Here is a 12,159-nt window from a genome sequence, read left to right as displayed (position 1 = left end):
CGCGTCTCGATCACTCGACGCGATGCTCGATCTCCATGGGGTTCTTGAAGAACGCGTTGTGCGCAGGGTCGTTGTAGGAACGCCAGTCGAGGTCGAAAGGCGCCATCTCCGTCGTCCCGTCCTGGTGCGTCACCAACATCGCCTTGGGCGTGACGCTGCGATAGCTCGAGCTCTCCGGCAGATCCTGGTTCTCCGCGCCGCCCGCGGAGAAGAGCGTGATCAACGTGCCGTTCGGATCGTCGTAGACCCGCTCGTACCCCGCCTCGACCTTCTCGTGGCCGCGCACCAGCGCGTTGCACCCGATGCGCGAGAGGAACGCCTGCAGCTGCAGCCTCCCGAACGGGAAGCGCGCGGTCTGCTCCTGCAGCGCCGCGGGGATCACGTCGGCGTGCGCGGGATCGCTCCACATCATCTGGAAGCGCATGTCCTGATCGTTGAGCGACGAGAGGTCCTTCCAGCGCTCCTTGATCAGCCGATCGCGCGGGATGCCCGCGTGCACGAACATGGTGCTGCCCGCGAGCAGCACGTTCGGCATCGCCTCGAAGAGCGCCATGTAGCGACGGAAGACGTCGAGCGGCAGGTACGGCTTCAGCGTGTTGATCGCCTCGGCGGGCTTCACGCCTCCGTAGATCTGTCCCTTGTACTCGACGTAGTACTCGTGGTTGCCGCGCAGCACGCAGACGTGATCGGGCGCGGTCACGAAGAGCTGCATCACCGTGCGCAGCACGCCGTTGAGGCTGAAGATGCCGCGATCGATGTAGTCGCCGAGCAGGACGAGCTTGGGCTCGGGCGCGTTGTCGGGATCGCGCCGGAACGCCTCGACCTTCTCGAAGAAGCGCGTCTGCATGATCGCGGCCTTGAGGCACGAGTAGCAGCCGTGCAGATCGCCGAGCACGACGAGCTCGTAGCGTCGTCCCGGCTTCATCGGCATCACGTAGACGTGCCCGTCGAGGAACGCGTCGCCGCCCTCGAGCTCCTGCACCGTCTTCTTGCCCTCGAGCTTGCCCGCGCCCTTGCTGCGCTGCTCCGCGAGCACGTCGATCATCCGATCGACCAGCGCGAGGTCGGCCTGCACCTGCTTCTGGATGCGCTCGGGCTGGCTCGAGTAGTGGTGCTCGAACTGCTTGAAGAACGGGTGATCCGCCTTGTCCCCACGATCGACGCGCAGGCGCAGATCGATCGGCTCGGAGAGGCGCACGGGCACGCCGCTCGCGTCGTCGACGACCTCGATCGGCACCTCGTCGTTCGCGCCGAGCAGCGCCGCGAGCTCGCTGCGGAACTTCGTCTCGGCAGGATGCGAGTGGCCGTCGGCGAGGATGAACTCGTCGACCGTCTCGAGCACCGCTTCCTGGCTCGCGCGATCGAAGCTCTTGAAGAGCTCGAAGCAGCGCAGCTTCAGCTTCGCGTGCACGACCTCGTCGCGCGAGTCGTCCTTGCTGATCGGCTCGCTCATCACCTCCGCGACCCACCGCTCGATGTTCTCGAACGTCTCGTGGAAGTGCTTGGTGAAGCGCTCCGCCACGTCGCGTTTCACCTCGGGCGTCGCCTCGGGCATGCCGGTCGCTACACGATGGGTGACGAGCTTGCCGATGAACTCCTTCACGAACGCGCGCTCGCGGTCGTCGAAGTCTCCGTCGATGTGCCCGAACGTCGTGAGCGAGAAGATGATCGCCTGCATCTGCTTCTCGGCGACCTGCGGATCGCGGCTGAAGGTCAGCATGGGTGCGATCATACCGGATCGACGGAACGCGATTCGGTCCCTACAATCGCTCCTGTTGCGAATGCGGTCCGCATCGACTCGGAGCGGGGATGGCAGGCCCGCCGGCCCATGAGCCCCCGAACGACGAACGACTCGCTGGAAGACCAGCGCAAGCAGGCGGCGACGCGCAAGCCGCGCATCGAGGTGCGTCGCTTCCAGGGCACGGCCAAGCACGCGGAGCAGCTCGCGCACATGCGCGTGGCGCACCTGACCGACCTGCACTTCGGTCGCGTGACTCCGATGGCGGTGCAGCGTCGCGCGGTGGAGCTCACCAACGAGGAGAAGCCCGACCTCGTCGTGATCACCGGCGACTTCGTCTGCCACAGCCAGCTCTATCTGGATCAGCTCGTCGAGACGCTGAGCGGGATCCAGGCGCCGACGATCGCGGTGCTCGGCAACCACGACTACTGGTCGGGCGCTCCCGAGGTCGCGCGTGCGCTGAAGAAGGCGGACGTCGAGGTGCTGCGCAACCAGCACACGGTCATCACCCTCGATCACCAGCGCATCCAGGTCGTGGGGCTCGACGACTCGTACACCGGCCACTGTGATCGCGAGAAGGCGCTCAAGGGCCTGCGCCGCGATCTCCCCTCGCTCGGTCTCTCGCACATCGCGGAGGAAGCGGACGCGCTGTGGCATCGCGGCGTGCCGCTCGTGCTCGCCGGCCACACGCACGCGGGGCAGGTCACGCTCGCGCGCCTGCACGAGCTCGCGCTCGGGCGCATCGTCGGGCACAAGTACGTGCACGGCCTCTACGGCAAGCGCGCGGGCGCGCCCCTCGGCGCGGTCTACGTGGGCGCGGGGATCGGCGCGGCGGTGATGCCGCTGCGCATCGGCGAGCGGGGTCGGCGCGAGCTCGCGATCTTCGAGCTCGGCGCGGACGTGCACGACTTCGACGAGCACCACGACGAGCAGGTCGCGCTCGCGGGTCGCAAGCCCTCGCCCGAGCTCACGCAGAAGCGCCAGGACTACGTGTTCAAGCGCGAGCTGCAGCGCGAGATCCGCGAAGCGCGCAAGTACCTCGCCGAGCTGAAGAAGCAGGGCCGCGGGCTCTCGGCACCGCCTCCGCCGCCCTCGGAGCTCGACGAGCTCGCGTCGCCGCCGCCTCCGCCCGAGGGGCTCGACGATCTCGCGACGCTCGACGGCCCCGCGCGCGAGCTCCCGACGTTCGAAGATCGCGAGCGGTAGCGAAGAATCGGCTCGCCCGCCGGTCCCTCCGTCGGCGCACTCCCGTCCGGGACCTGTGGGACGAGCACTCCGGCAGGGACAAAACTCGGCTCGCCCGCCGGTCCCTACCGTCCGCGCGCTTCGCGCGTTCCCGTCCGGGACCTGCGGGACGAGCACTCCGGCAGGGACTCAGAACCCGACGTCGCGGATGCGCCAGAAGAACTGGCCGCCGTCGACGTCCACGCGCACGCCGGGGCAGCCCATCGTGTCGATGCCCGAGAGCTGCGTGACCCGCGCCCGCACGCCGACGAAGCGCTCCATCTCGGCCGCCCAGTTGGTGTCGCCGTTCCACGGCGAGTGACGACCGAGCACGATCACCGCGCCGGGCACGATCGGCCCGTACGACGTCGTCGCGTCCGTCATCCCGCACCAGCGCGGCAGCGCGGCGCCGAGGCCCATCGGCATGCTCGTCCCCGCGAGCTGCATGTCGCGCACGCGCCAGTAGTACTGGCCCCCGTCGACGTCGACGCGGACCACCGGACAGCCCACTCCGTCGATGCCCTCGAGCGACGTGACGCGCGCCATCCGACCGACCCACGCGTTCATCTCCGCCGCCCAGTTCGCATCTCCGCGCCAGGGCGCGTGCAAGCCGAGCAGCACCATCGTCCCCGGGCCGATCGGCCCGTACTGCGCCGCGCTCATGTCGCAGACGCGTGGGATCTCCATCGGGAGCCCGCCCGCGATCTGCGCGTCGCGGATGCGCCAGAAGTACTGCCCGCCGTCCGCATCGACGCGCACGCCGGGACAGCCCGCGGTGTCGACCCCCGCGAGCTGCGTGACGCGCGCGGTGCGACCGACGAAGCCGTTCATCTCGGGCGTCCAGTTCGCGTCGCCGGCCCACGGCGTGTGCATCCCGAGCGTGACGATCGAGCCGACCGCCAGCGGCCCGTAGGTCTCGTAGCCCGCGCTCATCCCGCAGTGACGCGGGACCATGCCGCCGTACTGCGCGGTCGCCTCGCGCGGTGTGATCGCGAGCATCGCGATCGCCGCGATCGCCAGCACCGTCGTCCTCATGCGCGTCGTCCCCTCGTTCGCTCAGCGGACTACGCCGCGAGCACGAGCGTCAAGACGTGCGAGAGGACGTTCCGGCTCACTCCGCGGCGACGGGCTGCGAGAGCCACTCGCGATAGCCGACGCGCGGCGCCTGGCTCTGCTGCTCGAGCGGCGTGTGACGGAGCAGCGCGCAGAACGCGCGTGCTGCGGCGACGACACCGGGCGCGGTCTCGGGCAGCACCGAGAGCTCGATCCCGAGATCGTGCACCTCGCCGCGGAACTGGATCGCGACGAGCTGATCGGGACGGCGAAGCACCTCCGCGATCTCCACGAGCCGCTCGGCCGGTGATGCCGTCGCGAGCACCGCGCCGCCGCTCATGCGCGCCTCGAGCGTCGCGAGCAGCGCGCGACGCGTGCGCGGATCGGAGGGCGTCGCGTCGATCACGAGATCCACGTCGGCGACGCGCGCGAGATCGTGCGTGACCTCGACGTGCGACTCGATGCGCGTGCGCTGCGCGATCGTGATCTCGCCGCGCTCGACCGCGATCCCGAGACGGCGCGTGACGCGCGTGCGGATCGCCGCGAGATCGCCGCGCGACGCGCGCAGCAGACGAACCGGCATGCCTTCGACGGCGCACGCGAGCGCGATGCGGCAACCGACTGGGCCCGAGCCAACGACGCTCACGGTGCTGAAGGACATGCGCTCTTTCTTTCGTCTCGAGTGCGTCGCGATCGCCCGGAGCAGTTTACACGTTCACACCGGGATCTAAACGCTCGTGGCGTGACGTCAACGCGACGTTCTACGTCGGGCTCGTCGGGTGTTGCTCCTCGAGCCCTGTAAACGCGATGTCAATCACGGTCCCAGACCTGGGTTGGCTTGCGCGTCGGTCCACGCCTCCGTACAGTCGCGCTCCGTGTTTGCAGCGCCGTGTCTTCTGGTCCTTCCAGGAGAAACGGCCGGACGAGGCACCTCCCCGACCCGCCTCGTCGACTCCACGGCACTGACCCACAGCACGGCGACGTCGGCCGCTCCTCGCGGGCGTTCGACGAGACATCCAGCGCTCGTTCCCGGGACGCCAGGCCCCGGAACGACACCAGCTCGAACGAGACGAGGGTCCGCGACCGGACCTCTCGCGGAGGACCACGACCGATGAGCACCCGACGCACCAAGTACATCTTCGTGACGGGCGGTGTCGTCAGCTCCATCGGCAAGGGGCTCGCGGCGGCGTCGATCGGCGCGCTGCTCGAGGCGCGCGGTCTGAAGGTCACGAACGTCAAGCTCGACCCCTATATCAACGTCGACCCCGGCACGATGTCGCCGTACCAGCACGGCGAGGTCTTCGTGACCGACGACGGCGCGGAGGCCGATCTCGATCTCGGTCACTACGAGCGCTTCACGTCGACGCGCATGACGCGCGCGAACAACTTCACGACCGGGCGCATCTACGACGCGGTCATCTCGAAGGAGCGACGCGGCGAGTACCTGGGCGCGACGATCCAGGTGATCCCGCACATCACCGACGAGATCAAAGCGCGCGTGATCGACGTCGCGTCGCGGGCGGACGTGGCGATCGTCGAGGTCGGCGGCACCGTCGGCGACATCGAGTCGCTGCCCTTCCTCGAGGCGGTGCGCCAGCTGCGCCACGAGGCCGGCCCGCAGAACGCGATCTCGGTGCACGTCACGCTGGTCCCGAACATCGCGGCGGCGGGCGAGCTCAAGACGAAGCCCACGCAGCACTCGGTGAAGGAGCTGCTCGGCCTCGGCATCCAGCCCGAGATCCTGATCTGCCGCACCGAGAAGCAGCTCTCGCGGTCGATCAAGGAGAAGATCGCGCACTTCTGCAACGTGCCGGTCGGCGCGGTGATCTCGGCGCCCGACGTGAGCGTGATCTACGAGCTGCCGATCGCGCTCCACGCGGAGAAGATCGACGAGCAGATCACGGAGCGGCTCAACATCTGGTCGCGTCCGCCGGATCTCGGTGCGTGGCACCGCACCGTCGAGATCATGAAAAACCCGCCGCGCGGGAGCGCGACGATCGCGCTCGTCGGCAAGTACGTGCACCTGCGCGACTCGTACAAGTCGCTGCACGAAGCGCTGTCGCACGGCGGCCTCGCGAACGAGTGCAAGATCGAGGTGAAGTACCTCGACAGCGAGACCATCGACGCGTCGAACGTCGAGCGCGAGCTCGCGGGCGTCGACGGAGTGCTGGTGCCTGGCGGCTTCGGCGGGCGCGGCGCGGAGGGGAAGATCCAGGCGATCCGCCACGCGCGCGAGAACGGCATCCCGTTCTTCGGCATCTGCCTCGGCATGCAGATGGCCGTCGTGGAATTCGCGCGTCACGTGTGCGGCGTCGCGGGCGCGAACTCGACCGAGTTCGATCCGAACGCGAGCGATCCGGTGATCGACCTGATGCCCGATCAGCGCGGCGTGAAGGCGAAGGGCGGCACGATGCGCCTCGGCGCGTATCGCTGCGCGCTGGTGCCGGGCAGCCTGGCGGCCGAGATGTACGGCTCGAGCGAGGTGAGCGAGCGCCACCGCCACCGCTACGAGTTCAACAACGCGTACAAGGAGCGGCTCGAGCAGTCCGGCATGGTGATGTCGGGGCTCTCGCCGGAGCTCGGGCTCGTCGAGATGATCGAGCTGCCCAAGCACGTGCACTTCGTGGGCTGTCAGTTCCATCCCGAGTTCAAGAGCCGCCCGCACGCGGCGCATCCGCTCTTCACGCGCTTCGTGCGCGCATCGCTCTCGCGCCGTGACGCGCGCTCGCGCACCGAGACGCGCACCGACGTGAGCGAGGGCGCGGCCAGCAAGCTCGTGCACTGAGCCGAGCTACCCGGGGGACCCCTCGAGCTGCGCGTGGGTCCCCACCCGGTTGCTTCGCCACGGGTAGCGCCCGCTCTCGCGAGGGAGCGGGCGTTTCGCGTTCTGGGCCTGCGTGCAGACCTGTCGCTGACGTCGAGCGGATCGCGACACCGAAGTCAGAGTCGGCGCCCCAGGGATCCCGAGAATTCCGCGTTGGCGTGAGGCGTGCTCTTGCGCTCGCCGCATCGTTGACAGCCGCGATACGTTCGAGTCCGATTTCGATGACGACGACTTTCTGCTCGGAGGCTCGGATGGTGCTTGAACGGAAGTGGCAGCGCGGCGCGCTCGCGCTCGCCCTGGCAGTGACGCTCGTCGCGTGCGGCGACGACGACGATGGCCGTCCAGGCCTGATGGACTCGGGCGTCGACTCCGGGACCGGCGGGGGAACGGACGGCGGCGGCGGTGGCGGGGACGACGCGGGCGGCGATGGCGGTGGGGGCGGCGGTCGCGTCTGCTCGATCGCCGGCGGCCAGTGCGACGTGATCATGCAGAACTGCCCGAACGCGACGCAGGGCTGCTACATCGCGATCATCGAGGAAGGCGGCGAGCCCACGACGTTCTGTGGGGACGCGGGCACCGCCGACGAGGGCGAGGCGTGCGATCCGGCGGAAGTGACCGGATGCCTTCCCGGCTTCGGCTGCGGCGACGACGGTGTGTGTCGCCGCTACTGCTGCGAAGGTCGCGCGAGCGACTGCACGGCCGGGTCGGGCCAGCTCTGCACGCAGTACAGCAACGCGATGCCGCTCGGCATCTGCGAAGTGCCGTCGGGCTGCGGCGTCGTTCCGCAGACCGGGTGCGAGGCCGGAGAGGCCTGCGTCTTCCTCAGCATGGACGGCTCGACCGACTGTCGTGCCGCGGGGCCGGTTGCGCCCGGAGGCGAGTGTGGCCCGGGCAACCTCTGCCAGGCCGGCAGCGCGTGTGTGACCCCGCCCGGCGGGACGCGCATCTGCGCGCCGATCTGCCGCATGGGCGAGGCCGGTGACTGCGCGGACGGCATGCAGTGCGGTGGCGTCGACACGTTCCCCGAGACGCACGGCGTCTGCGTGGCCGCGGCCGGCACCTGATCGCGAAAGGCCGATCGCATTCGTCGCTCCGCCGCATTCCTCCCGTCGCTGCTGATGCTCGCGCTCTCGGCGTGCGGGCATACGCATCGCGAGGAGCCGGACGCGGGCATGCTCCGGGACGCCGCCCTCGCCGAGGGCGGCGTCAACCCGAGCGACGCGGCCGCCGTGGATGCGGGCACGATCGGCAGCGACGCCTCGAGCGCGCGTGATGCGGGTGGGGGCGCGTGTGGATCGTCGGCGTGCGATCCGCGCGCGCCGAGCTCGTGCGGCGATGGAGATGCGGGCGTGTGCGCCCTGGTCGATCGCGTCGCGCAGTGCGTGGCGAGCATCGGTGAGCGCCGCGACGGCGAGATCTGCGTGAGCGACGACGAGTGCGCGCCGATGCTCGCGTGCTTCGGCGCGACCACGCCGGGCGAGGGCGTGTGCGCGCGCATCTGCTGTCCGAGCGATCGCGGCGCGTGCGGCGACCAGGACGAGGTCGACTGTCGCGCCGACGCGGTGTTGGTGACGGGCGTGCCGACGCAGTGGGGGCGCTGCGGGGCGCTGCGTACCTGCGACGTGCTCGCGCCCGAGCGCGACTGCGCGCCCGGCGAGGGCTGCTACATCGAGACCGATCCGGCGCGCACGGTGTGCCGCTGGGCGGGCGAGGGCGACGTCGGCGATCCCTGCCTCGAAGCGCGCGACTGCGGGCCCGGGTTCTTCTGCGGCGGCGTCCCGTCGCGCACGTGCGTGCGCGTCTGCCGCGTGGACGACCCGACGAGCTGTCCGCTCGAGGAGGGACGCTGCGTGGCCCAGGCGTACTCGCCGCCCGGCTCCGGCGTGTGCGTCGCGAGCGCCGCGCGGATGTAGCGCGATTGACCGCTCGCGCGGGGTTTCCTACAAGGTTCGAGTGCAGATCGTCGCCTGCCGGAACCATCCCGCGCGCGAGGCGATCGGCGTCTGCGTGAAGTGCCGCGGCCGCGTGTGCGCGGAGTGCAGCACGAAGATCGAGGGCGTGAACCACTGCGTGGAGTGCCTCGGCGCGCTCGCAGTCGTGGCGAGCGGAGCGACCGAGCGCGCGGCGCCGAGCGTGTGGCGCGGCCGGGTCGCGGCGGGCGCGGCGCTCGGTGGCGCGACGCTGCTGTGGTGGGCGCTCGTCGAGATCGCGCTCCCGCGCTGAGAGGTCGTCGATGAATCGGACGCTGCGCGAACGAGAGCAAGCGGGGCTGGGGCCCCGCGCGCAGCGTTCGGGGTGGGGGAACTCGATCCGGCTTTGCCGGTCGGGGGGAGGGGTCTTCCAAGACCCCTCCGAAAACTGAGCCACATGTCGCAACGCGAGACGAGCTGGCGCCGCGACCTCTCGCCCGCTGGTGCGATCGATCGGCTCGATCGCGCGTTCGCGCTCGCGCGTGCGGGCGGCCTCACGCTCGCGCTGCGTGCGTGGGTTGGAGGCGCGGGCGTCGCGCTGATGGTGATCGCGTCGTGGTATCTCGAGGCAGTCGAGGGCGTGCGCGCATTGCGGCCGGTGCTCGTGCTGGCGGCGGCGCTCGCGTGGTGGGCGCGCGCGGTGCTGCTCGGGCGCGTCGCGCGAGCACACGTGAGCCGGCTCTGGGCGGACGCGCCGATCCCACCCGGTGCGGGGCGCGCGCGAGACGTGGCGCGCACTGCGGGGTGGGCTGCGATCGGGCTCTGGATCGGCGGCTGGGTGCTCGCGATCGGCGCGCTCGCGGGGCCGCTCGGCGTGGTGCTGGTGCTCCCGCTCTTCGCGGTGCGTGGTGCGCTCGCGCCGTCGTGGATCGCGCGCAGCGCGTGCGGTGCGGAGGCCGGGCTCGCGGCGCTGCGCAGAGCGATCGGGGACTCGAGCGGGCAGCGCTTCGCGGGGATGATCGCGGAGCTGCTCGTGCTCGTCGGCGCGCTCGGGCTCTACGTGAACGCGCTCGCGACGATCGCGGTCGGGATGCTGCTCGCGCGCTCGTTCCTCGGGCTCGACGTGGCGACGCTCGATGCGTTCCTCTCCGTGCGCAACACGTTCGTGCTCGTGGTGGTCGCGATGATCGTGCTCGTCGCGATCGAGCCGCTGCGCGCCGCGCTCTCCGCGCTGACGTGGGTCGAGGCACGGGTGCGCGAAGAGGGGCTCGATCTGCGGATCGCCATCGACGACGCGATCGCGCGCTCGCGTCCCGGTCGCGCGCGCATCGCGGCGGGGATCGTGATCGTGATCGCGCTCGGCGCAGCGCGGGTCGATGCCCAGCCGCTCCCGCCGCCGCCTTTGCCGCCGGGGTTCGCACCGCCGGCGCAGGTCGATCCCGAGCCCGAGATCGTGCCGGAGAGCGAGGCCGACGTGCGGGCGCGCCAGGACGCCGAGGCGATCCTCGCGCGCCCCGAGTTCCAGGAGCACGGCGACGCGCGCGGGCGCGGCGTGCGCGAGCTGATCGAGCGCCTCCTCGAGTGGCTGTTCCGGCATCGCGATCCGATCGAAGCGCCCGCCGCGCCGCGCGCGCCCGAGATCCCGCTGCCCGGACCGCTCGTGTTCCTCGCGATGGCGATCGTCGTGCTGCTCCTCGTCGCGGTCCTGCTGCACGTGACGCGTCCGCTGCGACGCGCCCCGCGCGTGATCGACGAGCCGCGGGGCGCGCCCGACGCGATCGCCGATCCGCGCGAGCGTGCGCCCGACGAGTGGGTCGACGACGCGGCGCGGCTCGCGGCCGAGGGCCGCCATCGCGAGGCTCTGCGCGCGCTCTATCTCGCGACGCTCGTCGCGCTCGATCGGCGCCGTCTCATCCGCTTCGAGAAGACGCTCACGAACGGACAGTACCTGCGGCAGATGCCGGAGGGCGATGCGCGCGTGGACTTCCGCGACTTCACGCGACGCTTCGATCGCACGTGGTACGGGCGCGAGCCCGCCAGCGAGCACGACTATCGCGCGTGTCGCGAGCTCGCCGAGCGCATCGTCGCGCAGGCGCGCGGAGGGCCGGCGTGAGCGTCGCGCTGCGTCGCATCGGGGTCGCGCTCGCGATCGTGATCGGCCTCGGCGCGAGCGGGCTCGTGTGCGCGCGCGTCGCGGACCGCGGGCGCTGGGCGCTCTCGTACTCGACGCACGGCGCGGGGCCCGATGGCGCGCGCGGGCTCTATCTGTTCGCGCACGAGCGCGGCGTGCCGGTGCGTCGATGGTCGGAAGATCTCGGCGCGCTGCCCGACGGAGGGATGTTGGTCGCGCTCGGGGGCTGCGATCACTTCGGTGCGCGCGCTGTGTCGCGGCCGGAGCGCGAGCGGCTCGTGCGCTGGATCGAGGCCGGCGGGACGCTCGTCGTCGCGGGCGCGAACGACTACTTGCCGCGCGAGCTCGGGGTCGCGCTGAGCGGCCCCTCGGGCGAAGCGTGTCTCGGACGCACCGGAGCGTTCGGGATGATCGTGCGCGCGTGGGAGCGCGCGAGCGAAGACGAGGACGACGAAGAGGTGCGCGACGTGACCGGTCGCATCGCGCGCGATCCGGGGCGCGCGGCGGACGAGCTCGCACCGGAGGACGCACCTCCGCCGATCGTCTCGGCGCGTGCGGTCGGTGGATCGCTGCTCGGGATGCCGTCCGTCGGGCTGCGCCGCGCGGCGTCGGTGCACGTCGACGATCCTGCGAGCGCGACCGTGCTGCTGCGCATCGAGGAGCGCATCGCCGGCGTCGCGCTCTCGCGCGGGCGGGGCACCGTGATCGCGCTCGCGTCGGCGAGCGCGCTGCAGAACCGCGATCTCGCGAGCACGGGCGGCGCGGCGCTCTTCGCGCGCCTTCTCGCGTCACACGAGGGCCCGGTGTACTTCGACGAGTACCACCTCGGCGTCGGCGCACCGCGCTCGTTCATGCGCTGGGTCGCGGAGATCGGCATGATGCCGCTCGCGCTGCAGCTGCTCGTCGTGGTGCTCTTCTTCCTGTGGCGCGCGAGCGCGCGCTTCGGCGGCACGCGGCGCGACGTCGAGCCCTCGCCCGCGACGACTGCGAGCCTGGTGGGCGCAGTGGGGAATCTCTTCGCGAAGTCCGAGGATGCGTCGGGCGCGCTCGCGCTGATCGCACGTCACGCGCTCACGCGCATCGCCGCGCATCATCGGCTCGAGGGAGTCCCGCACGAGCGTCTCGAAGGCGAGCTCGCGCGCAGGAAGCGTCACGACGCGGCGGACGCGGTGCGTCGCATCATGTCGAAGCACGGAGGCACGATCGATCTCGCGCGTCGCACCCGCGAGATCGACGCGGAGGTCGCGCGCGCGACGCGCGAACGGGTGTAGGGGACGGC

General features: G+C 71.1%; 10 protein-coding genes. 7 read left to right on the top strand and 3 right to left on the bottom strand.

Translation table 11 applies throughout. The features are described 5' to 3' along the window. Positions 1 to 10: 10 nt before the first annotated feature. Positions 11 to 1,720 (bottom strand): metallophosphoesterase family protein, encoded by a 1,710-nt coding sequence (locus tag I5071_RS17605; protein ID WP_236606636.1) that lies wholly within the window; start codon positions 1,718 to 1,720, stop codon positions 11 to 13. Positions 1,721 to 1,828: 108 nt separating this feature from the next. Between I5071_RS17605 and I5071_RS17600 the strand changes: the two genes are divergently transcribed. After that, positions 1,829 to 2,944 carry a metallophosphoesterase gene (locus I5071_RS17600; RefSeq protein ID WP_236606635.1) on the top strand — a complete coding sequence of 372 codons (1,116 nt, stop codon included), beginning with the start codon at positions 1,829 to 1,831 and terminating at the stop codon, positions 2,942 to 2,944. A 168-nt stretch (positions 2,945 to 3,112) separates the two neighbouring features. On the opposite strand, the gene I5071_RS17595 is transcribed toward I5071_RS17600, so the two are convergent. Both I5071_RS17595 and I5071_RS17590 read right to left on the bottom strand, forming a co-directional pair. Beyond that, positions 3,113 to 3,997: a hypothetical protein gene (locus I5071_RS17595; protein ID WP_236606634.1), complete on the bottom strand. Its 885-nt coding sequence runs from the start codon at positions 3,995 to 3,997 to the stop codon at positions 3,113 to 3,115. A gap of 76 nt (positions 3,998 to 4,073) precedes the next feature. After that, positions 4,074 to 4,676, bottom strand: a complete 603-nt coding sequence (locus tag I5071_RS17590; protein WP_236606633.1) for a 3-hydroxyacyl-CoA dehydrogenase NAD-binding domain-containing protein — start codon at positions 4,674 to 4,676, stop codon at positions 4,074 to 4,076. A gap of 450 nt (positions 4,677 to 5,126) precedes the next feature. Between I5071_RS17590 and I5071_RS17585 the strand changes: the two genes are divergently transcribed. The 6 genes from I5071_RS17585 (at position 5,127) to I5071_RS17560 (ending at position 12,151) form a co-directional block, all read left to right on the top strand. After that, a complete protein-coding gene (locus I5071_RS17585; protein WP_236606632.1) occupies positions 5,127 to 6,800 on the top strand; it encodes a CTP synthase in 1,674 nt (557 codons plus the stop codon). 290 nt (positions 6,801 to 7,090) lie between these two features. Then, the gene (locus tag I5071_RS17580) at positions 7,091 to 7,903 is read left to right on the top strand and encodes a hypothetical protein (protein ID WP_236606631.1); all 813 of its coding nucleotides are present in this window, start codon (positions 7,091 to 7,093) and stop codon (positions 7,901 to 7,903) included. A gap of 108 nt (positions 7,904 to 8,011) precedes the next feature. Further along, the gene (locus tag I5071_RS17575; RefSeq protein ID WP_236606630.1) at positions 8,012 to 8,752 is read left to right on the top strand and encodes a hypothetical protein; all 741 of its coding nucleotides are present in this window, start codon (positions 8,012 to 8,014) and stop codon (positions 8,750 to 8,752) included. Positions 8,753 to 8,792: 40 nt separating this feature from the next. Next, on the top strand, positions 8,793 to 9,062 hold the full coding sequence (locus I5071_RS17570; RefSeq protein WP_236606629.1) for a hypothetical protein: 270 nt from the start codon (positions 8,793 to 8,795) through the stop codon (positions 9,060 to 9,062). 144 nt (positions 9,063 to 9,206) lie between these two features. Further along, on the top strand, positions 9,207 to 10,862 hold the full coding sequence (locus tag I5071_RS17565; protein WP_236606628.1) for a DUF4129 domain-containing protein: 1,656 nt from the start codon (positions 9,207 to 9,209) through the stop codon (positions 10,860 to 10,862). Beyond that, a complete protein-coding gene (locus tag I5071_RS17560) occupies positions 10,859 to 12,151 on the top strand; it encodes a DUF4350 domain-containing protein (RefSeq protein WP_236606627.1) in 1,293 nt (430 codons plus the stop codon). The genes I5071_RS17565 and I5071_RS17560 overlap by 4 nt, the downstream gene beginning before the upstream one ends. Positions 12,152 to 12,159 lie beyond the last annotated feature (8 nt).

It is taken from the genome of Sandaracinus amylolyticus (genome assembly GCF_021631985.1).
Lineage (GTDB): Bacteria > Myxococcota_A > Polyangia > Polyangiales > Sandaracinaceae > Sandaracinus > Sandaracinus amylolyticus_A.
The sequence above is the reverse complement of the archived record's forward strand: the minus strand, read 5'-3'. Positions and strand labels throughout refer to the sequence as shown.